This is a genomic window from Robertmurraya siralis (assembly GCF_005502275.1).
Taxonomy (GTDB): Bacteria; Bacillota; Bacilli; order Bacillales; family Cytobacillaceae; genus Robertmurraya; species Robertmurraya siralis.
On sequence record NZ_SWLZ01000026.1, the window covers coordinates 20,339 to 43,069 of the forward strand.

Here is a 22,731-nt window from a genome sequence, read left to right on the forward strand (position 1 = left end):
ATTTCTCTTACTGTCGACTTAATAGTTTTCGAGCTTACGATAGCGGGACAACTCGTTTCGACTTAAGAAAAAACAACATTAAGCCTTCTCTATTAATACAGCAATTCCTTGACCTCCACCAATACAAGCTGTAATGATGGCAAGGCGACCCTTTCTTCTCATCAGCTCATAAACGGCTTTCGTCACTAAAATTGCACCAGTCGCACCTAGCGGATGTCCATGTGCAATGGCGCCACCATTTACGTTTAATTTCTCAATGGGAATATTTAATTCTCGATTCACGGCAATCACTTGTGCTGCAAATGCTTCATTTAACTCAACGAAGTCGATACCATCTAGTGATAATCCCGTTTTTTCAAGCAGTTTTTTCGTTGCGGGAACTGGGCCAATCCCCATAATATTGGGATCCACTCCGGCAACAGTAGATTCTCTTACATACGCTAGCGGCTTTAATTGAAGTTCATCAGCCTTTTCTTTCGACATGACCACTAATGCACTTGCTCCATCATTTAAGCCCGAACTGCTCCCTGCTGTTACTGTACCACCCTCTAAGAAGGCAGGCTTCAACTTTGCTAACCCTTCTAACGTTGTTTCAGGTCTTGGGTGTTCATCCTGAGCGAATACAACCGGCGTCCCTTTTCGTACAGGTATGGTGATTGGGACGATTTGTTCTTTAAATCTATCTTCCTTTACAGCTTCAGCCATTCTTTTTTGACTTAAATAGGCGTATTCATCTTGTTCTTCTCGGGAGATCCTGTATTGCTTTGCTAAATTTTCTGCTGTTATTCCCATAGGGGGATCGCCAATTTCCTCTGGTGAATGTTGAGATTTCCTGAACTTCGGTGGAGAGGCACTATATGGCTTTTCCGCTCGTTCCAGTAAATAAGGAGCACGGCTCATGCTTTCAATTCCTCCAGCTACATAAATGTCTCCTGCCCCTGCCTTAATCGCTTGTGCTGCAAGTGCAACGGCATTCATGCCTGAACCGCACTGACGATCGACCGTGAGCCCAGGAATATTGATCGAAAGCCCTGTTTGTAAAGCGGATAAACGTGCGATGTTTCCGCCACCACTTAACACATTTCCCATGATCACGTCATCGACACTGTCTGCAGATACATCGACACGATGCAACGCTTCCTTAATAACCTCCGCTCCAAAGACATGTGCTGGGACAGTGGCTAAGCTGCCACCTTGACGTCCAATCGCTGTTCGTACAGCAGAAACAATGACCGCTTCTCTACTCATTTCTTCCCTTCCTTTCTACATGGCACTTGTTCCACCATCAACGGCAATCGTCTCTCCTGTAACAAAATCTGACGCCGCTGACGCTAAAAATAGGGCAACCCCTTTCAAATCATGATCAGACCCGAATTTTCGTAACGGAGTTGCTTCAAAGATTTGGTCTCCACCTTTTTCAATAATGACGCGTGACATTTTCGTAGGAAAGAAACCAGGAGCAATTGCATTAACATAAATTCCTTTAGGTCCCCATTTAACGGCCAAATCTCTCGTAAAGGAAATGACTCCACCTTTGCTTGTGTTATAGCCAATAGCATCCATCACTTCAGGTCTTGAGCCTTTTAGCCCTGCCACTGAAGCGATATTAATGATTTTCCCATAGTTTTGCTGAATCATAACTTTACCAGCAGCTTGTGACATTAGGAATGTGCCAACGACATTCACATTGATGACTTTATAAAAGGCTTCTAATGGCATTTCCTCTGCTGGTGCTCCCCACGATGCACCACTGTTATTGACTAAAATATCAATCCGTCCAAATTTTTTTAACGTTTCCTCTATGACATGATCGACCTCTTCTTTATTCGTAATGTCACATTTTAAAGCGAGTGTTTCAACCCCTAACCCTTTTAATTTCTCACTAACTTCAAGACAATTTTCCAGTTTACGAGAGCAAAGGACGATATTGGCTCCAGCTTCAGCATAAGCTGTGGCAATTTGTTCCCCTAAGCCACGTCCACCACCTGTGACAATGGCTGTTTTCCCTTGCAAACTAAATAACTCCTTAACGTGCATGCTCCTTTTCCCTCCCTTGTTTGCGATACTTTTGCAACTCATATTTGGCAATCGCACGTCGATGCACTTCATCAGGGCCATCAGCAAGACGTAGTGTTCGAATATTTGCCCAGCTTGACGCTAGAGGAAAATCATCGCTCACTCCTGCAGCTCCTAAAGCTTGAATGGCATGATCAATGATCTTCAACGCCATATTCGGAGCGACAACCTTGATCATGGCAATCTCGGCTTTTGCTGCTTTGTTTCCGACGGTATCCATCATATAAGCAGCTTTAAGCGTCAACAGCCTCGCTTGCTCAATTTCAATACGAGCATCGGCAATCCATTCTTGAATCACCCCTTGCTCAGCTAACTTTTTTCCGAATGCTTCTCGATTTGTAACCCGTTCACAGAGGATTTGTAATGCACGTTCAGCAGCCCCAATCGTTCTCATACAATGATGAATTCTCCCTGGACCAAGGCGTCCTTGAGCAATTTCAAACCCCCTCCCTTCGCCAAGTAACATATTGCTAGCAGGCACTCGCACGTTGTCATAGACAATTTCCCCATGCCCATGTGGAGCATGATCATAGCCAAATACGGGAAGCATCCTTTTAATCGTTACTCCTGGGGTATCTAAAGGGACGAGAATCATGGATTGCTGCTTATGCTTTTCTGCATGCTCATCATTTTTCCCCATCACAATCGCTATTTTGCAACGGGGATCTCCAGCACCAGAAGACCACCACTTCGTTCCATTGATGACGTACTCATCCCCGTCTCTTTTGATGCTTGCACAAATATTGGTAGCGTCCGACGAAGCTACATCTGGCTCTGTCATCGAAAAGCATGAGCGAATTTCCCCGTGTAAAAGTGGTTCCAGCCACAATTGTTTTTGCTCTTCAGTTCCGTAACGAACAAGCACTTCCATATTGCCTGTGTCAGGTGCCGCGCAATTAAACACTTCTGGTGCCATACCTGAACGCCCCATAATTTCACAGAGTGGTGCATATTCTAAATTCGTCAGTCCCGCCCCATATTCACTCTCTGGCAGGAACAGATTCCATAATCCTGCCTCTTTTGCTTTTTGTTTCAACTCTTCCATAATCGGAGGGGTTTCTGAAAAAGGATTTTCTTTATTGATTTCGTTTACGTATGTTTGTTCATTTGGATAAATGTAATCCTCCATGAACTTGGTTAACTTTTTTTGATAGTGTTTCACTTTGTCTGAATAGTCGAAGTGCATTCCATCACTTCCTTTCAATCAATGTTTTGCAAACACTACTTTTCCTTTAATGACATCCTTTTCTTTTTGATTCACAGCACGCACACTAAATATAAAAGCATTCTCTGTCTCTTCTGATAAAACAGCCTTTAATGTGATGACATCACCTAAAAACACCATACCTGAAAAGCGAATTTGGTAGTCTTTCATAAACCCGATCTCATGATAGGGTGTGAATAATTTTGCTAAATTCCCCATTGTCCACATCCCATGAGCGATTACACCAGGTAGCCCAGCTTTTGATGCTTCTTCATCAATTGTATGGATCGGGTTAAAATCAAGTGATGCTCCAGCATATTTTATTAAATCCAAGCGAGAGACAGGCGGCAAAGTCACTTCTGACAATGATCCCCCAACTTTTATTTGCGTTAAGCTATTCATACCTTCATCGCCTTCCTTACAGCTTCCGTAATAATGGCCGTCATTTCTTCTGTAAAAATCAAGTTTCCTTCTGGGTCTTCGCCGTATCGTTTAATCACAACAAATCCCATCAAGCCATTGCCGCCTGTCTTTTCATAGTAATTTTGTAATTCGGTATAGCAGTACACTTCTTCTCCCACAAATAATGGCCGCTTAAAAATATAACGTTGCTCTCCATGAATTAATCCTTTACTTGGAAGTTTTACTTGTTCAAGAACGCCGAAGTCGAACACCCTTGGATAAGTTGGCGGAGCAATGTTACGGCCATACTTCGATTTTCTTCCATACTCCTCATCGACATAAATAGGATGAAGATCACCAATACTTTCTGCGAACTGTTTCACACGACCATGTTCAACGAAATTTTTTACTTTGTTTGATTTACTTCCGATTAAATCATGAAACATCGATATCCCACCTTTTTTTATCCTTCGGTCTGAATGTCGTTTAATAGCGCAATATCATAACAAGTGTCCGAATGCTTACCCGATAGCCTTTTAAGCCTTTGGACCACCTGCTACATAAATGACCTGCCCATTCACAAAGGATGACTTCTCATCTGCAAAAAAGGTAACGGCATTGGCAATGTCCTCTGGTTTTCCACTTCTTCCAACTGGAATCTGCGAAACACTTGCTTTAACCAATTCCTCAAATGGAATTCCAATTCTTGCCGCAGTGGCTTGTGTCATCTCCGTTTCAATGAAGCCTGGTGCAACCGCATTGCAAGTTACCCCGAATTTACCGAGTTCGATCGCTAATGTTTTCGTGAAGCCCTGTAGACCTGCTTTAGCCGTTGCATAATTTGCCTGGCCACGATTTCCTAAAGCCGATGTAGAGGATATATTGATGATTCTTCCGTATTTTTGTTCAATCATATATTTTTGTGCTGCCCTTGTTGCCAAAAATGCTCCTTTTAAATGGACATCCATGACTTGTTCCCAATCATTATCTGTCATTTTAAATAGGAGATTATCACGAATAATTCCAGCATTATTCACGAGAATATCGAGCGAACCGAACGCTTGAACAGCACCATCAATCGCTGCTTCTACTTCATCTGCATTTGTAACATTTGCCTTTGTTGCACGCAACTTGTATCCTTTTGCAGCAAATTCATCCTTCATTTGTGCTAATGCCTCTTCATTAATATCGATTATGGCAACATCTGCACCTTCCTCGGCAAATGCAAGGGCAATTCCTTTGCCAATCCCTCTACTGCCACCCGTAATAAATGCTGTTCTCCCTGTAAATCTACCTCGCATTTTCGCTCCTCCTCTTCTAAAATGTTTGCCCAATTTTGATGTGACCTTTTAATAGATTACGAGATATGATAAGACGTTGAATTTCATCTGTACCGTCATAAATTCTCCATAGCCTTGCTTCTCTGTACCAGCGTTCAATAGGCAACTCCCTCGTATACCCCATACCGCCATGAATTTGCAGAACCCGGTCGATAACACGGTTGCCCATATTGGATCCATATAGCTTTGCAATCGATGCGTAATGGCGATTATCTTCGCCTTGATCCAAGGTAAATGCAGCATTTAACACAAGCCATTTGGCAGCTTCAATTTCAACTGCTGAGTCGGCAATCATCCATTGAATCGCCTGTCTCTCGGCGATCGGTTTACCAAACGTTTCACGCTCCTTCGCATAATCAATCGCCATTTGTAGCAGTCTTTCAGCGGCACCCACAGCGCGGGCACCGACAATCCACCTTGCAAAACCGATCCATTCTAAACCGAGGTTATATCCTTTATGCAATTCTCCTAAGATATTTTCTTCTGGAACACGGACTTGATCGAAAACTAAACTTGCTGGCCCCCATTCGCCCATCGTATGAATGTATTCAGATTTCCACCCCATCTCCCGGTCTACGATAAAGCATGTCACTCCTTCTCTTCCTCTAGAAGATTGATGCAGTTCTTTGTCCGTAATCGCTATCGCCATCACAAAATCTGCTTCATTACCACCCGTAATGAATGTCTTCTCCCCATTTAACACCCACTCATTTCCATCTTTTACCGCTGTCATTCGAATTCTTTGTGTATCCGAGCCTGCGGCAGGCTCTGTCATGGCAAAGCATGATTTCTTCGTTCCCTCAATCGTCGGAATGAGATATTTCTGCTTTTGCTCCTCATTTGCGTAGTACAGAATGTTATCGGCAGATCCACCAAATTGGAATGGAACAAATGATTTTGATGTTTCCATGATGACGATCGCCTGCATCATTTGCCCCAAATTTGCTCCACCATACTCCTCTGGAGTGTTAATCCCCCAGAAGCCTGCAGCTTTCGCCTTGTTTACTAACTCTTTTAATTTTTCTTTTGATAATGACGGCTTGCCTTGAATTTCATTTCGTAAAACCTCTGGCTCTAGTGGGATAAGCTCTTTTTCAACAAATTTCCGAATCGTTTCTTGGACCATTTTTTGTTCCTCTGTTAAACGTAAATGCATGTCTCTCTCTCCTTTTGATACTAACTAGTCAGTATGTTTTATTTTTTATAAAGGCGCCTTTCGCAAAACTTGTGGCTTTTTAAAGCATAAATTGGAGAACAATCCAATTCTGATTCAAAAAACGATAACAGTCCGGCGAAAAGGGCCATAGAGTGCCTCTGAACTCGCTTTAGAGATGTAAATGCCGTAGAAAAATATGGGCATTTGCGAACAAACCACAAACGTTGCGAAAACAGCGTTTATAACAGGATGGACGAATGGCGTCAGGCTAAGCTCTTAATTGTTCCTTTAAAGTGCGCTTAAGAATTTTCCCGACTGCGGTTTTCGGGAACTCAGCCATAAATTCAACGAATCGCGGACATTTATACGCGGCTAATTTTTCACGACAGTAGGCGATGATCTCCTCTTCAGTTGCTTGCTCTCCTTCTTTTAAAACGATAAAAGCTTTGATCGTTTCGCCACGATATTCGTCTGGAATGCCAACTACTGCTGCCTCCATTACTTTTGGGTGCTTGTATAGTACATCTTCTATTTCAATCGGGTACACATTATAACCGCTCGCAATAATTAGCTCTTTTTTACGACCAACAATGTAAAAGAATCCATCTTCGTCCATTTTGGCAAGGTCCCCCGTATAAAGCCAACCATCACGAATCGTTTCATCCGTTTCCATTGGCATTTTCCAGTATCCCTTCATCACTTGGGGACCTTTTACAATTAATTCTCCAACTTCACCGATTGGCAACTCCTCTTTACCTGTTGCGATATCGACAATTTTTGAATCGGTATTGGGAATCGGTATCCCGATGCTCCCATGCTTTTGCAACCCGCTTACCGGGTTTCGATGTGTCACTGGAGATGCTTCGGATAGCCCGTATCCTTCTGCTACAGATGTACCGCTTAACTCGTTAAATGTTTCAATTACTTTGACTGGGAGTGGCGCCGAACCACTCGTACACGTTTTAAGAAAGCTTAAATCGAATTTTTTCACTTGATAATAGTTCAATAAGGCAATATACATCGTTGGGACAGCAGGAAAAACAGTAGGCTTTGTCTTTTCAATAATAGAAACGGTTTCTTCCACATCAAACTTTGGAAGAAGGATCATGTTCCCCCCTATGTAAAACGTTAAGTTCATACAACTAGTCATTCCATATACATGGAATAATGGAGAAATCGTTAAAAATCGCTCTTTGCCAAGCTCCGTCGATGTTTCCGAGGTCGAGTAGGATTGAAGGGTGTTTGCTACGAGATTGTAATGGGTAAGCATCGCACCTTTCGAACGACCTGTAGTACCACCTGTATATTGAAGGACAGCAACATCATTTTTCGCATCAATCTCAACTTTAGGGACTGGATAGCCACGACTCTTGAGCATTTCGTTAAATTTAGTTTCTTTTTCAAATGAGACTGGGATGATATTTGTGAGGGAAGTTTTGTCTTTGATAGCGGTCACTAATGGTAATAATGGTTCGAGTACAATGAGCGTTTCCGCTTCTGAATCGTTTAATACATGTAGCAGTTCCTCCGCCTTATACATCGGATTGATTTGGACAACTATCGCTCCACACACAAGCGTGGCATAATAGCTAATGGGGTATTGCGGACTGTTCGGCAGCATCAAACCTACACGATCGCCTTTTCCTACACCTAGATGATGGAGTGCTGCTGCTGCATTTTGAATGAGTTGATGTAATCCTTGATACGTCATCGTTTTATCGTAGAATGTAACCGCAACATGATCGGGGTATGTTTTCACAGATTGGTAGAACAGATCTTGAAGTGCGATTTCAGGGATGTCAATCGTTGTTGGATTTCCTTCTGGAACATGCTTGAACCAAGGTTTTTCCATGTAAATCCCTACTTTCCATATTATCCTTCCAAAAGATACTGAGCGGTCAGTATTTTCAGAGTATTCAATTAACATTATAAATCAACCGAAACCGAAGTCAATATTTTTTTGTAAGCGAATACAAAAATCTTGGTCATGAAATTTTCTGCAGATGTTCACGATGATTCTTTTTCAGCCATTTTAATATCGCCTTAATTTTATTGCAGCTACCTTTGATACAAAGCGAAACTTACTTTCAAGTGTGATGATAATTTCAATAATCAATGGAATATAAAAAAACTCGTGCTTCTTGTTAAAGTACGAGTTTTAACTGTATTGTGTAAAATGATATATTTGCATTATACACAGCTGCTTTCTCCCATATTCACGGTTGATTGTCGTTACCGTTAGACTGCTTGAACGTTTTAGAGTGAACTTTCTAACTCTGCTATCTGTACTAACAATTCAATCAATGGGGAGTTAGAATAAAAAGATAGACTCCTATCCTGTAATCGATTTAAATAACCTGGATGATAAGTTCGGAAAGATAGGGCTGGCAGGTAGGTGCTTGAACAATTCAATCGCTGATTCTTTCCGAAAGATATAGGTAATTTAAACTAAATATTAGGAATATATCTTTTTAGGTGCTTATCATATGAATGCCCCGTCCAGAACACCACTACATTAGGTTTAAAAATTTTTAGTTCCTCTTATCAAGGAGGAACTGTCCGATTGTGTCATCTAATAATGAATCAAAATAATCAGTTAAACGTTAACAGCATTCAAAGCCGAGAGATTGGAGGGATAAAGATGAGAGAATATCTTGGTCAATGTAAAATCTGCGGAAAAGAAATTTGCTGCGAAAATGGATTTTTTAATGGTGTATTACTTCCAGAACATGACTATCTATGCTTTAAGTGTGACGAGAATAAACAACAGGCATTGGAAAAGCGAGGGGACGATTCTAGTGTTTCGCAGTGAAACACTAGACCCTCTGTTTTTATTGGTGAACTGATACTGGGACAAATTCGAATTTTGTCACATCAACAAGTCCTAAATCGGTGATTTTCAACTTTGGAATCACAGCTAAGGACATGAAGCCTAAAGTCATGATCGGATCGACATTCTCTGCAATTCCCAATACTTCACGAGCCACTTTATTAACTTTACTTTGTTGTTCAACGATTTCTTCTCCAGAGAGATTACTCATCAGTCCACCTACCGGCAGAGCCATGCGGCAAATAACTTCACCATTGTTGACTAAGACGACTCCACCGTCTTGTTTTTTCAGACTCTTTACAGCTACTTCCATATCCTCATCATTCGTTCCCGTCACAATCAAGTTATGGGAATCATGGGCAATGGATATCCCAATGGCCCCTGTTTTGATTCCATAGTCCTTTAATAAACCAACGAATACATTTCCCGTGTTTTTGTGTCTCTCAATAACGGCAATTTTTGAAATTTCCTTCTCCGGATTATACACAAATTCGCCTGACCTATCGCGTTCCACATCAACGATCGCTTCGTTCGTCAATGCTTCCGTTTGAATCACTTCAATCGCCCTTGCTTTATTGGTTTCTAATTTTAGTCGAAGCTTCTCTTTTGTAAAATCACCGATATGGACACTGGATTGAACAGCAGAAATATCTGCTCTTGTAATAGGTAAAATATACTTTCCTTCTTTAGCGACAAGCTTCCCATCAATATAGGTTTGTTCGACAACAAGCTTGTCCAAATCACTGAAAATAATCAAGTCGGCTTTTAATCCAGGGGCTACAGCTCCGCGATCATCAAGTTGACAGCATTGCGCTGTATTAAGGGTGGCCATCTGAATGGCTTGGATCGGGTCTACCTTTTCTTCGACACAAATACGAATGGCATTGTCCAAATGTCCTTTTTCTAAAATCGTTTTGGCTTGGACATCATCCCCGCATAATACGCAGCGACGAGCGTTTTGAGGCGTAACCCCTTTTAGCAACGTACGTAAATTCTGGGTAACAGACCCTTCTCGTAGAAAAACATACATCCCGCGTGAAACACGAGCCTGCAGTTCTTCAACAGTCGAACATTCGTGATCGTTTTCCACTCCAGCCGCAATGTAGGCGTTAAGCTCTTTTCCACTTACCATCGGACTGTGCCCATCGATTCGTTTCTTTAAATTTTTCGCTACAAGAAGCTTGTCTAAGACACTGTCCTCGGCCCCGATCACACCGGGGAAATCCATAAATTCAGCCAGTCCCTCGACCATTCCTTTCTCTAATGGCGCCACCATATCTGAAGCCGTTAATATAGCCCCTGCATTCTCCATATTCGTTGCCGGCACACAGGAAGGGAGCATGTATTGAATGTCTAACGCCGTATGCTTTGCCGCTTCAATCATATATTCCAGCCCTTTTAGCCCTGCGACATTGACGATCTCGTGCGGGTCGGCCATGACCGTCGTCGTTCCATGGGGGACAAGTAAACGGCCAAATTCTTCCGGAGTCACATAAGAGGATTCGACATGAATATGGGGGTCAATAAATCCAGGAGCGATATATTTCCCCTTTACATCAACAACCTCTTTCCCTTCATATTCCTCCCCAATCCCAGCAATTTTCCCTGCTACGATCGCCACATCACCTGTCATGATCGTTCCTTGATACACATCAACAATGTTCCCATTTTTCAAAACTAAATCTGCTCGTTTTCGCCCTGCAGCTACATCAATTAGGTGTGCCAATTCGCTTTTTTTCATCTTGTTTTCCCCCTATGTCCGAAAATAAAAAAAAACCGAAGACCTTAACTCCCTATCATCTTGAGGAGCAAGTTCTTCGATACTATATGCCGAAAAAGAACAGGTTGCAGACTATCAATCTCTTCCTATTCATTGCACCTCATAGTCAGTTCATTTACGGTGAACTGGTAGAAACTTGCAGGCCGTATTCCTGCTATTATATGAGTGAACTTTATGCGGTTTTTGATTAAGTTGTATTATAGCATGGAATTATTGAAATTCAACAGGTTAGCAAATAATCAAATAATTCGTATAATCGCTTTTTGAAGAGGATTGTAGATTAAAGAAACAGTCTCATCATTTATTGGCTGGATGCTCTAACAATATCCATTTCTTCTTTCACCTTTCTAAAGACAAGGTCACCTCTTGAGAAACTCTAGAAAAGACAACTGAACTTTTCATTTTTTCAACGTCTTCACCATATAGTCATAAGTATGACCATTAATCTGTATCTCTTTATCTTTTTGATACCCTATCCGATTGTATAACTTTTTTGCATTGGGATTATCCTTGGCGACATTGAGGGATATTCGGTCATATCCCTTCTGCAACGCTGATTCTTCAGCCTTCAGCAGCAATTCTGTTCCAATTCCACAGCCCTGAAACTTCGGTGAGACAGAAAGTGTATCAATATATAAATCGCCAACATCCGCTTCTTGGTCAAAGAAAATGTTCTGATTCCTTGTTTTTCTTCTTAAACGTTCAAGTAAAGGCATGTCCAATTGCAAGGCATCTGCTCCAGAGTAGGTTACGATTATTCCAGCGATTTCGTTAAAAATATCCGCAATCAACACATTTTGATAGCTAACACGATTGTTTTCTTCACAAAAAAAGTTTGTGAGAGTCTTACGAATAGTTTCAACCTTCGTTTGACCAGTCAATTGCTCAGCAATATCTCCAATTGCAAGATGGATCAGCTCTACAACTTCATTTGCATCTTTTCTACTAGCTGGTCTGAACTTTAATTCTTTCGGGATCAATTCTTCCCAACGTAGTCCAGATACGGCACCGCCATCCGTGTTGTCATCTATAAAATAAACTCCATCGTTTCTATCATCTTCAAAATCATAATTTTTCTTTTTCATGATTACACTCCGATATCATATTTAATTCTATTATTATCGCAAAATCGAAAAATTAGCTAGTAAATAAGTAGTTGTTATTTGTAGTTTTTCTGACTTGCCATTTATTTTCTTCGGCCATAACACCCACTTGACAGAATTGCTTGTCCGAAGTCAAGGAAACAATGGCCGAAAAACCAGAAGGAGTTGCTTTTATCCAAAGAGTCACATGGCTTCCCTTCGCTATGTACTGGATATTGAGCAATGCATCTAGTCGGCAGTGAAAAAGACTTTATCTGAGGAGGTCAATTCAATTTGCCGAATTGAATCCAAATGAAGCGCTAACAAAAGACAGTGAACTCCTCCTCCGGCTCAATGCCTGTAAGGGAGCTCACTGTCTTTTTCTGATCAGCATATTTATATCACATTTATTGATCTATGCTGCCAATTGTTTAAAGAGGTTGCCTGCTCTATTCCGCGGCAACCTCGTGATGTTTTAATGAAACTAACGTTTCCTGTTTAAGCAAAAAAATTAAAATATGGTTGGTACCATTCCCCCATCTATGCGAATCGGGGCTCCTTTGAAGGCGGAGGCCATCGGGCTGCAAATGAAAGCAGTCAATCGGCCAATCTCCACAGGTCTGATAAACCGCCCGATTTCGGAATGAGGCAGGTTCTTCGTCATAAAGTCTTTCTCTTTAGCCTCGAAGGTCATCTCTTCGTTCGAATACACACTCTCGATGATCTGCTGCACGTTCTCGGAAAGGGTCGGTCCCGGCAGGATCGTGTTCACTGTAACTTCGGCGCCGCGGGTCAACTTGGACAAGCTCTTGGATAATGACAACAACATCGATTTGGTCACACCGTATTGAGGCATCTGTCCGGAAGGCATGACGGCTTCCTCACTCGCGATGAAGATAATTCGGCCGTATTCACGACTCAGCATGGAAGGCAAATAAAACTTGGTTAAATCGTTGGCGGCAAGAAAGTTCGTGCGGAAGTACTTCTCCCATACGGCATCGTCTACATCATCATAGGACATAATTTCATAGATGCCCATGCTGTTGACGAGGATATCGACGTGGGGAAAATTCGCGAATAAAGCTTCTCTCTGCCGCGAATCGACAAGATCGGCGGTTGCGTTTCGCGGCCCCGTTTCCGGGAACGTCGCTTGGATCTCTGCTACCGTTCGCTCTACATCATCGTTGTTCCGACCATTTATGAGTACATGAACTCCTTCTCTGGCAAGTTCAAAAGCAATCGCTTTTCCTATGCCTCTAGTTGATCCCGTTACTAAAGCCGTCTTATTCTTCAATCCCATATCCATCTGCTTTGCACTCCTTATGTTTAGGATAGGGATCATGATACATCGTTTCGCTTACTCAGTAACTAGCACAGAACGTCAATTCTCTTGCACGCCGCGCCAATTGGCGGGAGTCTCCCCTGTCCATGAGCGGAACGCGCGATAAAACGAATTAGGGTCCTCGTAGCCGACGAGAAAGGCGACCTCTTTGATCTCCAGCGCGGGATCTGCCAAGTAAGCGACGGCCATCTCCCACCTAGTTTTCGCAAGCAGCTGCTTAAAGCTTACGCCTTCTCCCGTCAACCTGCGCTGCAAGGTGCGCTCACTCATCCCTAACTCGGAGGCAACGGTTTGAATATCGATTCGCCCTCGAGTTAGGCATCTGCTCAAGATCCATTGCACCTTAGCGCTCACGGTGAGCTGGCTCTGTCGTGCTTCCAACGTACGATCCAGAGCGGGAGTCAAAATCTCGAGAAGTTCTTCATTATACGACGTGAAGGGACGGTCCAGATCGGCACGATTCAGTATTAGCCGATTGCATCCCGTACCCATCCGAATGCGGCAACCGAAATAACTTTCAAGGGCTTGAACGTTGCCCATGGGATTTATGAATTCGACGGAATGTGCTTTCAGAGGATGACCGGTTCCCCGGCGCCCGAACTCAAGCAGGTAGGCGAGTGTAATGCCGACAAGCACCGGCGGTCCGGGTAGCTCAGCATGCTCCCACTCCAATTCAATCAAGCATTGCTCGCCTCGTTCCTGAATCCTCAAGTATTCCGGAGGGCACAATTGCTTATAGCGAGCCATTCGGTTCAGCGCGTCCCGGTAATCGCGAGCGTGAAAGGTCGCCAAAGCAGCAGGCGGATACTGTGCTGTCTCGAACGCGGTCGCAAGTTTAACGATTCCAGTAGCGATGTCCCCGACTAGTTCGGAGTAGGCTTGCCAGATCGAATAATATTGTACGGTCGTGACTAACGGTTCGGTGATGACGGTGAGCGGTAGTCGTGCTTGGCGTGCTACATCAATGGGTTCTACCCCTATCCCTCTCAGGCTAGTCCAGAAACCTGGCGCGATCTTGATACGGTCTGCGGAAGAAGCGTTCATGGCTGTCGACCTCCAAGGACAAAGTCAAATTGCAACAATCCACGGAGCCCGTGGACCATTGATTCTTCTGATTTTAACCTAACCGGGCGTGGTGAGGCAACATGTTTAATTATTTTGCGGTGGTCCCAAAATATATTTTTTGCCGCTATCGTTCTTCGTCAGAGCTCAATGTTCTGGGTATTCTAAATAATACGTACTAAAAGCTGCTTGTACCGGCAAACAGCATTTGAATGCCCGTCAAAGAGATGCCCTGACACCGTGGATTTGTCAATCATCAATCCGTAAAGGATAACCAGAACCACGGCCGCCTTGCAGACGATGTTTAAGATTGCTTCTGCGAGTGCGGCTTTCCATACAGAATGGGCGGCCTTTGGAATCAGCTTTGGAAGCTTAATCTGTATCATCTGCCTCAGAGATGTCATCTAAAATGTACCTTAACAAATTAAATCCAATGGAGTTATTACTATTTTCTAAAATAATTGTAAATATTCGTGCTCAATCTCAAAATTGGCTTTCATGACTTTTGAAAAATTCAAAGTATGTACGGACGTTTTCTAATTCCGTCCAGCGTCTCACCTTAACAGGGTTTTCATCAAGATTATAAATTTTTGCTCCCCTCATGGATAACAGAAATGGAGAATGTGTTGATATAATAAACTGGCAACCAAAAAATCGAGCAGAGTCTTCAATAAATTTCATCAATTCCATCTGACGTTTGGGAGAAAGACTATTTTCTGGCTCATCCAAAATATAAAGTCCATTTTCGCCAATTTTTTCAGTGAAATACTTGAATGCACTTTCCCCATTCGAATACTCCCTCACATTATCCATCAATTCATTTCTAACATAACGAGACTGAGTTTTACTTCTGGCTGCGTTTACTTTTACGAGCTGCTCATAATCTGCCATAGACTTCATCTGAAAATGGGAATATTTCGCATCCAAATACTCCTCAAAAAGCTCTTCCCGTTTTTGGTCAATTCCCTCATTGAGATTTCGAATATTTAACATATAATCAAATACATCATCACTAGTAATAATCCTGCTATTTTCAGGAATGTCTGCTTTCAACTGCATATGACACATATCGATATAATCAGGGTAGAAATTAGATTTATTATAGATAGAGTCACGTTTGATTCCCGCTTTTTCTGCTATCACATTTAATGCAGTTGACTTTCCTGAACCATTGCCACCATATATGATCGTCACTGGCTCAAAAACAATCGATTCAAAGCATTTTTTCGATAAAATCTTAAATGGATAAAACGAGTCATAACACGTTCTTTTTATATTCATGAAAAAGTCAAATTCCAAATCCTCATTCGGAAATGAAAAAGCATGTAAATAAACCATACTTTCCTCCTTAACTACTGAATCTCTTTCACTCCATTATAATAAGATTCAGACTGAATTTTCCAATTCTGAGTAATTTTAGTATAATACAAGTATCAAAATGACTGATATGAAGTGTATGGCTATCTCTAAATTTTCCTTATTACTAAAACTTTGACCATAACATTTAATATTATAACCATCAATTCAAGCTAGGGTATGAGTCTCTTTTACCCACCTCGACCTAAAAAGTCCATTGAAATGGCTTCACTTCTGCAACACATTCTCTAACCAATTTTAAAAAACTTCTTATTTTCAAATTTTTCCCTCCCGTGAATGATCCATTTCTTTGAACAATGTTGCTGCTGCCTTTCTTCCTTTACTAGATCGACGGAGATAGAGGTAACTGCCAAGTCACTCGTTTCGACATTAAATATTTTACAAGTTAGGTGACACACTATTTGAAAAAAGAGAGCGTGTTCAGCTATTCATCCATAATTATCACCATTATAAATCACAAGCACTTTTACATCATAAAAGATATTTAACAGCCCCTCTGAATAAGTACACGACTGTGCCAAAGATTACTACTGGTTCCTGTAACTGTTCAGCTTATCTTTACCTGACGCGATGAATGGTTAATAGAAAGCTGTGGCAAAATCATACTATAACTCGCTAAATTATTTTTCTAAATATTCCTTGACTGGAATATTCCTTATGTGGAATAATAAATCCAACAACACGTTACGACATCATTATTTAGAAATTCGGAGGTGATATTCTTTATATGAAAACAAACGATTATTAAAGCTAGAAACATACACATGTTGGGAGATGATTCTATATGAACGTACAAACCTTCAGTGCACTAGCTGAATCCAATCGACTTGATATTGTTGACCTTCTTCTTGACGGACCACTTTCAGTAGGAGAGATTGCCCAAAAGTTAGAACTAAACCAGCCTCAAACCTCTAAACATCTTCGAGTATTGAGTAATGCTGGACTTGTTGAGGTTCATCAGGTCGCTAATCGTCGCATTTATAATCTAAGACCAGAACCGCTGCAAGAGTTGGATAAATGGCTTGATTCCTACCGTCGAATATGGGAAGCGCGGATGGATCGTTTGGACGATTATCTCAACGTATTACAGGGGAAAAAACCATTGAATTAAACTGAGGTTAAAAAATCAGAAAAAATGATTTATCAGGTTGGTCATGGACTCGCTTTGATCGTTTATAAAGCAAGCACTAAAAAAACAGCAAAAGCTGAGGCATCCTAGTAATCATTACATTGCCATATTAGAAAAAGTTAATATAGCAGAGAAAAAGATATTTATTAAGTGGATGGAGGAATTAAGATGAATGAAATGATTTCAAGAGTTGAGAATGAGCGGGTACTGGTGTTGGAGCGCATTTTCGATGCACCACGGGACCTCGTGTTCAACATGTTCAAAGAACCTGAGCATCTCAAGCATTGGTGGGGACCTACTGGTTGGGAACTTCCGGTTTGCCACATCGATTTCCGACCAGGTGGAGTTTGGCACTTCTGTATGAAATGCACGGATAAAAATCAAGGTGATTTTTACGGCATGGAATCTTGGGGGAAAGTTATTTACAAAGATATTATCGAGCCGGAGACCATTATTTACACCGATTACTTCTCGGATGCCGAGGGAACCATCGACGAAAATATGCCCTCAACCGAGGTCACATTGGAGTTCATTGATCTGGACGGGAAAACGAAACTTGTAAACCGTGCTGAGTATGCGTCTGCGGAAGCTCTCAAAAACGTCATGGATATGGGTATGCTACAAGGAATTACCGAGACTTGGAACCGTCTGGAAGAGCATTTGAACGAAAACAAATAAGGCAATTTATACTTACACGGGGTATATCATTAATAGAACCAAAGACTGCCCCCATCTTTGCTTCCTGATAGAATCGAAGATGGGGACATTTTTATATATTTTTCTTGATTCAAAAGTGACCAATCCCGCAATACTTTGATCCAACACAAGACAAAATTTAGATTAGCTTTGGCAAAAGGTCATCACAAGACGGCACTTCACATATTTCACTTCAAAAAAAGGAAACGATGCAAAAGTATAGCCTGACATGGCCTTTGAGAATAAGGACTTAAAGTTTTTCTAAAAACCGTTGCACTTCCTTTGGTGTTTTTAATATAATTACTTGTTTATCTTTAGACAACTGTTTGAGCCTTTTCAAAATTCCTGGCCTTTTTGTTTTTGGATAATTCCATATCCACATTAAAAAATCTAAATCAAATCTTTCTTTGCAGCCTTCTCCCATATCGGGTCTTGTTTTATTTCGGTACCTCAACATTCTTTTAAATGCACGATAGACACAAATTGTTCTATGAAAATCAAGGAAAATTATTGTATCTGCAGCATTTAGCCTTATCTCCATTGTTCCCCCGTAGTTTCCATCAATAATCCATTCTTCTTTTTTCACTAAATCATTTTGAACTTTTCTTTGTTCCTCTTTAGGAACGGCTACCCAATTTGGCTTCCAAAATAAAACGTCAAGATGATAAACATTTATTTTTAGCTTCTCACTTAATTGTCTTGCTAGTGTAGATTTCCCTGAGCCACCTGAACCAATAAGTACAACCTTTTTCATAAGAACCCCTTAATAAACAATTCTATATCGTTTATTTAATAATAACTTAACCTTCTAAAATATGTAAAAGTTTCTTCTCCTAGAATATCCCTCAGCACTGCACCTATTTGGCAAATAGCTATTAATTATGGCGCCTGTCAAAAGATTTTGTCCATTTAAAATGGTATCCATATTTTTGGCACTAGGCACTAGGCACTAGGCAATAGCACTGCACACCCCTTCAAGTGTCTACCCTATCCTATAAACACTGTTATCTCATTCGTTCCTTTAATTAGACAGTCCATTGAACTCTTATATTTTTCAGCAAATTCTTTACAAAATATTCGACATAAATCGCAAAAATGTTAACATTTTTTTAAGTTTATTAAAAATCTATATTTTAAGCCTTGAAAGTAAGCATTAGTTTTCAGCACTACATCCTTTGAAATTAGTTTTTCCTTCATCTCTTATATCTGAAAAGCTTCCTTTGCATAGAGAGTCATGAGATTACATTTTACCTACCATATATAATATATTGTGTTTGAGTATAGTAATAAATTACCAATTTTCTGATTATAAATAAAATTCTATTTATTAACTTCGATTTTCTTGTTAATCTATTTACAGATTTATACAAGAAGGAGGTGTTATGATGAAAAAATGGATTATCCGCCTTGGCTTAGTGGCAATCATTACAGTAACAATCACTGCCCCTGCCTCTGCCGATGGTCAAGAGAAACCTAATTTATGCAGGGATGCGCTATGTTGGATTCAGTACTAATGCTTATGAAATTAAAATTAATGGTGAATAAGGCGAGGATCTCATTAAAAATCTTGCAGCTTCGCCTTGTTTTTTTAATAGGATTTTTTATTAGCAAGCATAAAACACAAGTAAAACATACATGCCAACGCAAAAAATTAATCTTGTTTCAAGGATTCTTTATAACAATGGCTATCACCATTAATGATTATCATTAGAATTTAATAAGAATGGTATAGTATTGCTTTTACCAATTTTAATCCGATTTTATGTGGCTTGGATTGTCAATACTAAACTAGTAATAAGCAATTAGAAATGGAGAATGATATTTTAAAGCAAGCCGCGCTGATACTAGGACGAAAGTAAATGTGATTAAGAACAACCAGCACAAATACTCGATATCAGCCATGTGCAAGGTCCTACAACTCCCTAGAAGTACGTATTATTATGAAGCAAAGGAACGAAAGAATGAGGACGATATAACCTTAGACATCATAGAAATTTTTCATCAAAGCCGACAAAATTATGGTACGAGAAAGATTAAGCATGAGCTAAAGAAACGAGGGAAACGGGTTTCACGTCGTCGTATCGGCAAAATTATGAGCGAACAAGAGCTTGTTTCAGCTTATACAGTAGCTCAATTCAAACCGCATAAGAATAAACCAAATGAAGGTGAACAAGCAAAATGAGTTAAATCGTGAATTTACACAAGAGGATAAGTTGAAGTTGTCAGTACCTAACTTACGTAAGAGTCCATAAAAAATGGAATTACATATGTATTTGTTGATCTCTATAATCGGGAAATCGTTGGATTTAGCACAGGTGAGCACAAAGATGCTTTACTAGTTTATCGTGCTCTATCGTCCATTAAAGGTAATTTGCATACGTTTCAAATGTTCCATACTGACAGAGGATGCGAGTTTAAGAATCAGATCATCGATGAGGCACTAGAAACGTTTAACATTAAGCGTTCTCTAAGTTTGAAAGGCTGTCCTTATGATAACGCAGTAGCAGAAGCAACATTCAAAATCATTAAAACAGAGTTCGTAAAGAAACGTCATTTTGATAGTTTAGAAGAGTTACATAGAGAGTTTAAAGACTATGTGCACTGGTTTAACCACCTACGCATCCATGGTACTTTAGATTATCTAAGTCCAGTAGAATACAAAGTTACGCACCTAAGAAAACTGTCTAGTTTAGTGTTGATGATCCAGAATCTTTACTAGCTTCAAATCAAAACCACTAGTGTCTGCGCCCCAAAGTTAGAGTAATATCTAATTTTCGGGGTGTATTTTTATGGCTAAATACAGTGGAGAAAAATGGGGGTACAGTTTGTTGGTCAAGAAGTATGGTATAAAAAGTGATACAACCATTAAGAAATGGGTGAAAGTATTTGAGAAATTTGGAATGGAAGGGTTAATGCGCAAACAGAAAAGAACAACGAGGTTTGCTCAATTTAAGACGATGTATTAGACTATATGAAAAACACAGGTGCTTCGATCATGAATACTGCCCGCTAATTCGGAATAACTAACAACTCAATTCAAATACCGTTAAAAGGACCTTATTACGGCAGGTAAGTTTTTAAAAATATATCCCCCACCTTAATACCGTTAAAATGGAGAGATTATGCCGTTTTTATGGAAAAAAGATTTAAAAAACTTTTACGTGCCGTGGACCATGTACTACAACAGTATAATATAGCCCGCTAATAGTACGGCAATCCTAAACGTGCACACGTACCGACAGGCTTAACACACGCTACCAATCCGCTGATTTCAACGCCTGTCACTTTTTAACGGCTAACAGTATTATAAGCTATAAATGCGACACACGCCGTTTATCAAAGTGACAGTTACTTTTACCTATTATCAGGAAGATTTTACTAATACAAAATGATATAATTAGTTCGACTGTAAGGGAGGGAATGTTTTGGGTGATATAAAGCTATTTAGGTTAAACGGTGAAACAGTAGATGAATTAGAAGGGCAATCAGTTGCTGTTGAAAAATCGTTACAACATATACTAGAACGGCATTTAGAAACTTTTTTGGGTGTCCGCTTTCTAGCATCCGAACATAGTACGGGTAAAAGACACGCGGGAAGAATCGATACGTTAGGCATTGATGAAAACAATTCACCTGTTATTATTGAATATAAGCGATCACTAAACGAAAATGTTATTAATCAAGGTTTATTTTACTTAGATTGGTTACTAGACCATAAAGCGGAATTTGAACTAATGGTAATGCGTAGGTACGGACAATCCGTTTCAGATGCTATTGACTGGAGCAGCCCTCGCTTACTTTGTATAGCAGGCGGTTTTACTAAGTATGATGAGCACGCCGTACAACAAATAAACCGAAACATTGAACTTTATCAATATAAGCATTATACAGACGGACTACTGTTACTAGATTTAGTTAACGCTACAACCGCACAAACGGTACATATTGAAGATGATACTCCAACAACAACGCCTTCAAACCGTAACACACGGATAAAAACTGTATCGGACTATTTAGAGCAGGCTAACATGGAATTAACGGATAGATTTGAAACGGTAAAAGCCTATATGATGGCGTTAGGTGATGACGTTCAAATGAAAATACTTAAACATTACATAGCGTTTAAACGTATTAAAAACTTTGCTTGCGTTGAAATACACCCCCAAAGTGCTAAGGTACTGCTTTATTTAAAAGTTAAACCAGATAGTATTACATTAGAGCCAGGATTTACTCGTGATGTTAGCAATATTGGTCATTTCGGTACGGGCGATTTAGAGGTTACGATTTCTAACGGTGAAGATATTGAAAGAGCTAAACGATTAATAAATATGGCATACGATGTTAGTTAACACGGGCAAGCATAACGCAAGCCCGTTTAATTATTTCTTAATAAAAGCAGTACACTCCCGCCAACTATTCAGCTTACTTAATTCATCAACTACCACCATAAATCGTAAAGATTTTCCGAACAGTATTTTGGATAACGTATGGTGTAAATGCCTATACGTGAAGGCACGTTTAAATGCCAACAACCAACCGCATGAACTACGTTGCCAGTTTTACCTCCTGCCTTATTAAATACACACCGGTTTTATTGTTACTACACTATTTCTCATATTCATCACGGTCTTTGTCTTTAAATTCTTATTCACTTAACTCACTCGTGTTTACTGCGTTAGTTAATAATTGTTTAAGTTCGTTTATAGATAGCCAATGTCTTTTACGGTATAGCATACGATGACAGTTGGAACATACAAGGGCTATATCTTCAACCATAGTAGCTTCATATTCAGCCATTTCCGATGATATCGGTTCGTATAAATCAAACTCGCATACTTTGCAAATTAATTCAACTCGCAGACGATTATATGCACACTATTTTTCAGTGAAAGTCGTGTGTGTAGGCAAAATAAAAACGCCATGCCATGTACGGCAAAGCGTTGTTATTACTGCATTTAATAGATACCGGTGGTCGGGAGCGAACCGACACTCCAGAAGGAACACGATTTTGAGTCGTCAATTTACCTCATGGAAGGTATCAAACCTTGTCAGTATTGAGTTTGTCAGCTCATACTCCTTGAGTATGTCATACGATTGTTATTGAGCTTCCATATTAACATGATTTAGGAGAGCTGGCAAGCGTACTAGAGGAGACAGTTTTCTTCACCAGTAAAAGCTCCTCAGTGAGAAGCTCTGGAGCAATTAACTGAGTAGTAATCCAGCTCATAAAAGATAAATGCAACTGAGAGCTTCTG

Annotated in this window: 20 protein-coding genes, 1 pseudogene and 1 riboswitch; of the genes and pseudogenes, 7 read left to right on the plus strand and 14 right to left on the minus strand. The window is 40.4% G+C overall.

Translation table 11 applies throughout. The features are described 5' to 3' along the window. Positions 1 to 78: 78 nt before the first annotated feature. From FCJ93_RS21005 to FCJ93_RS21040, 8 genes are all read right to left on the minus strand, one after another. Complete coding sequence (locus FCJ93_RS21005; RefSeq protein WP_137744635.1) at positions 79 to 1,248, minus strand: thiolase family protein; 1,170 nt, start codon at positions 1,246 to 1,248, stop codon at positions 79 to 81. A 15-nt stretch (positions 1,249 to 1,263) separates the two neighbouring features. Beyond that, a complete protein-coding gene (locus FCJ93_RS21010; RefSeq protein WP_137744636.1) occupies positions 1,264 to 2,037 on the minus strand; it encodes an SDR family oxidoreductase in 774 nt (257 codons plus the stop codon). Then, positions 2,027 to 3,262 (minus strand): acyl-CoA dehydrogenase, encoded by a 1,236-nt coding sequence (locus FCJ93_RS21015; protein WP_137744637.1) that lies wholly within the window; start codon positions 3,260 to 3,262, stop codon positions 2,027 to 2,029. Before FCJ93_RS21015 ends, FCJ93_RS21010 begins: the two co-directional genes overlap by 11 nt. An 18-nt stretch (positions 3,263 to 3,280) precedes the next feature. Continuing rightward, positions 3,281 to 3,682, minus strand: a complete 402-nt coding sequence (locus FCJ93_RS21020) for a MaoC/PaaZ C-terminal domain-containing protein (RefSeq protein WP_137744638.1) — start codon at positions 3,680 to 3,682, stop codon at positions 3,281 to 3,283. After that, positions 3,679 to 4,128: a MaoC family dehydratase N-terminal domain-containing protein gene (locus tag FCJ93_RS21025; RefSeq protein ID WP_095309184.1), complete on the minus strand. Its 450-nt coding sequence runs from the start codon at positions 4,126 to 4,128 to the stop codon at positions 3,679 to 3,681. The genes FCJ93_RS21020 and FCJ93_RS21025 overlap by 4 nt, the downstream gene beginning before the upstream one ends. A gap of 90 nt (positions 4,129 to 4,218) precedes the next feature. After that, positions 4,219 to 4,983 carry a beta-ketoacyl-ACP reductase gene (locus tag FCJ93_RS21030; RefSeq protein ID WP_095309182.1) on the minus strand — a complete coding sequence of 255 codons (765 nt, stop codon included), beginning with the start codon at positions 4,981 to 4,983 and terminating at the stop codon, positions 4,219 to 4,221. Between the two features lie 16 nt (positions 4,984 to 4,999). Beyond that, complete coding sequence (locus FCJ93_RS21035; protein WP_137744639.1) at positions 5,000 to 6,178, minus strand: acyl-CoA dehydrogenase family protein; 1,179 nt, start codon at positions 6,176 to 6,178, stop codon at positions 5,000 to 5,002. A gap of 268 nt (positions 6,179 to 6,446) precedes the next feature. Next, positions 6,447 to 8,030: a long-chain-fatty-acid--CoA ligase gene (locus FCJ93_RS21040; protein ID WP_137744640.1), complete on the minus strand. Its 1,584-nt coding sequence runs from the start codon at positions 8,028 to 8,030 to the stop codon at positions 6,447 to 6,449. Between the two features lie 789 nt (positions 8,031 to 8,819). Here FCJ93_RS21040 and FCJ93_RS25120 point away from each other — a divergent pair. After that, positions 8,820 to 8,990, plus strand: coding sequence for a hypothetical protein (locus FCJ93_RS25120; RefSeq protein WP_170211375.1), 171 nt, complete (start codon positions 8,820 to 8,822; stop codon positions 8,988 to 8,990). A 19-nt stretch (positions 8,991 to 9,009) separates the two neighbouring features. Here FCJ93_RS25120 and ade read toward each other — a convergent pair whose 3' ends face one another. The 5 genes from ade to FCJ93_RS21065 all read right to left on the minus strand — a co-directional run bounded on the left by ade (position 9,010) and on the right by FCJ93_RS21065 (position 15,612). Further along, positions 9,010 to 10,749 carry an adenine deaminase gene (gene ade / locus FCJ93_RS21045; protein WP_137744641.1) on the minus strand — a complete coding sequence of 580 codons (1,740 nt, stop codon included), beginning with the start codon at positions 10,747 to 10,749 and terminating at the stop codon, positions 9,010 to 9,012. 122 nt (positions 10,750 to 10,871) lie between these two features. Continuing rightward, positions 10,872 to 10,973, minus strand: a riboswitch (purine riboswitch). Between the two features lie 213 nt (positions 10,974 to 11,186). Continuing rightward, entirely contained in the window at positions 11,187 to 11,873 is a 687-nt protein-coding gene (locus FCJ93_RS21050; protein WP_137744642.1) for a GNAT family N-acetyltransferase, read from the minus strand. A gap of 508 nt (positions 11,874 to 12,381) precedes the next feature. Beyond that, positions 12,382 to 13,176, minus strand: a complete 795-nt coding sequence (locus FCJ93_RS21055) for an SDR family NAD(P)-dependent oxidoreductase (protein ID WP_137744643.1) — start codon at positions 13,174 to 13,176, stop codon at positions 12,382 to 12,384. Between the two features lie 75 nt (positions 13,177 to 13,251). Continuing rightward, complete coding sequence (locus FCJ93_RS21060; protein ID WP_137744644.1) at positions 13,252 to 14,256, minus strand: helix-turn-helix transcriptional regulator; 1,005 nt, start codon at positions 14,254 to 14,256, stop codon at positions 13,252 to 13,254. 501 nt (positions 14,257 to 14,757) lie between these two features. After that, positions 14,758 to 15,612: an AAA family ATPase gene (locus tag FCJ93_RS21065; RefSeq protein WP_137744645.1), complete on the minus strand. Its 855-nt coding sequence runs from the start codon at positions 15,610 to 15,612 to the stop codon at positions 14,758 to 14,760. 823 nt (positions 15,613 to 16,435) lie between these two features. Between FCJ93_RS21065 and FCJ93_RS21070 the strand changes: the two genes are divergently transcribed. After that, complete coding sequence (locus FCJ93_RS21070; protein WP_095309174.1) at positions 16,436 to 16,762, plus strand: ArsR/SmtB family transcription factor; 327 nt, start codon at positions 16,436 to 16,438, stop codon at positions 16,760 to 16,762. A 186-nt stretch (positions 16,763 to 16,948) separates the two neighbouring features. Next, positions 16,949 to 17,458: an SRPBCC domain-containing protein gene (locus tag FCJ93_RS21075; protein ID WP_408014808.1), complete on the plus strand. Its 510-nt coding sequence runs from the start codon at positions 16,949 to 16,951 to the stop codon at positions 17,456 to 17,458. Positions 17,459 to 17,726: 268 nt separating this feature from the next. On the opposite strand, the gene FCJ93_RS21080 is transcribed toward FCJ93_RS21075, so the two are convergent. After that, entirely contained in the window at positions 17,727 to 18,230 is a 504-nt protein-coding gene (locus FCJ93_RS21080) for a DNA topology modulation protein (RefSeq protein WP_137744646.1), read from the minus strand. A 631-nt stretch (positions 18,231 to 18,861) separates the two neighbouring features. Between FCJ93_RS21080 and FCJ93_RS25715 the strand changes: the two genes are divergently transcribed. The 4 genes and pseudogenes from FCJ93_RS25715 to FCJ93_RS21095 all read left to right on the plus strand — a co-directional run bounded on the left by FCJ93_RS25715 (position 18,862) and on the right by FCJ93_RS21095 (position 21,825). Then, positions 18,862 to 18,990, plus strand: a complete 129-nt coding sequence (locus tag FCJ93_RS25715) for a hypothetical protein (protein ID WP_268951615.1) — start codon at positions 18,862 to 18,864, stop codon at positions 18,988 to 18,990. A 279-nt stretch (positions 18,991 to 19,269) separates the two neighbouring features. Continuing rightward, a pseudogene (locus FCJ93_RS25565) lies at positions 19,270 to 20,195 on the plus strand (IS3 family transposase); the annotation flags it as partial. Positions 20,196 to 20,265: 70 nt separating this feature from the next. After that, positions 20,266 to 20,442, plus strand: coding sequence for a hypothetical protein (locus tag FCJ93_RS25125; RefSeq protein WP_170211376.1), 177 nt, complete (start codon positions 20,266 to 20,268; stop codon positions 20,440 to 20,442). Between the two features lie 459 nt (positions 20,443 to 20,901). Continuing rightward, positions 20,902 to 21,825, plus strand: a complete 924-nt coding sequence (locus tag FCJ93_RS21095; RefSeq protein ID WP_137744648.1) for a DUF5655 domain-containing protein — start codon at positions 20,902 to 20,904, stop codon at positions 21,823 to 21,825. The last annotated feature ends 906 nt before the right edge of the window (positions 21,826 to 22,731 follow it).

Coding starts and splice junctions, on each gene's coding strand:
- ade (WP_137744641.1), bottom strand. CDS start 10,749: ATGAAAAAAAGCGAATTGGCACACCTAATTGATGTAGCTGCAGGGCGA.
- FCJ93_RS21075 (WP_408014808.1), top strand. CDS start 16,949: ATGAATGAAATGATTTCAAGAGTTGAGAATGAGCGGGTACTGGTGTTG.
- FCJ93_RS21010 (WP_137744636.1), bottom strand. CDS start 2,037: ATGCACGTTAAGGAGTTATTTAGTTTGCAAGGGAAAACAGCCATTGTC.
- FCJ93_RS21005 (WP_137744635.1), bottom strand. CDS start 1,248: ATGAGTAGAGAAGCGGTCATTGTTTCTGCTGTACGAACAGCGATTGGA.
- FCJ93_RS25120 (WP_170211375.1), top strand. CDS start 8,820: ATGAGAGAATATCTTGGTCAATGTAAAATCTGCGGAAAAGAAATTTGC.
- FCJ93_RS21030 (WP_095309182.1), bottom strand. CDS start 4,983: ATGCGAGGTAGATTTACAGGGAGAACAGCATTTATTACGGGTGGCAGT.
- FCJ93_RS21060 (WP_137744644.1), bottom strand. CDS start 14,256: ATGAACGCTTCTTCCGCAGACCGTATCAAGATCGCGCCAGGTTTCTGG.
- FCJ93_RS21040 (WP_137744640.1), bottom strand. CDS start 8,030: ATGGAAAAACCTTGGTTCAAGCATGTTCCAGAAGGAAATCCAACAACG.
- FCJ93_RS21015 (WP_137744637.1), bottom strand. CDS start 3,262: ATGCACTTCGACTATTCAGACAAAGTGAAACACTATCAAAAAAAGTTA.
- FCJ93_RS25125 (WP_170211376.1), top strand. CDS start 20,266: ATGGCTAAATACAGTGGAGAAAAATGGGGGTACAGTTTGTTGGTCAAG.
- FCJ93_RS21050 (WP_137744642.1), bottom strand. CDS start 11,873: ATGAAAAAGAAAAATTATGATTTTGAAGATGATAGAAACGATGGAGTT.
- FCJ93_RS21025 (WP_095309184.1), bottom strand. CDS start 4,128: ATGTTTCATGATTTAATCGGAAGTAAATCAAACAAAGTAAAAAATTTC.
- FCJ93_RS21080 (WP_137744646.1), bottom strand. CDS start 18,230: ATGAAAAAGGTTGTACTTATTGGTTCAGGTGGCTCAGGGAAATCTACA.
- FCJ93_RS21020 (WP_137744638.1), bottom strand. CDS start 3,682: ATGAATAGCTTAACGCAAATAAAAGTTGGGGGATCATTGTCAGAAGTG.
- FCJ93_RS21065 (WP_137744645.1), bottom strand. CDS start 15,612: ATGGTTTATTTACATGCTTTTTCATTTCCGAATGAGGATTTGGAATTT.
- FCJ93_RS21035 (WP_137744639.1), bottom strand. CDS start 6,178: ATGCATTTACGTTTAACAGAGGAACAAAAAATGGTCCAAGAAACGATT.
- FCJ93_RS21055 (WP_137744643.1), bottom strand. CDS start 13,176: ATGGATATGGGATTGAAGAATAAGACGGCTTTAGTAACGGGATCAACT.
- FCJ93_RS25715 (WP_268951615.1), top strand. CDS start 18,862: ATGAAAAAATGGATTATCCGCCTTGGCTTAGTGGCAATCATTACAGTA.
- FCJ93_RS21070 (WP_095309174.1), top strand. CDS start 16,436: ATGAACGTACAAACCTTCAGTGCACTAGCTGAATCCAATCGACTTGAT.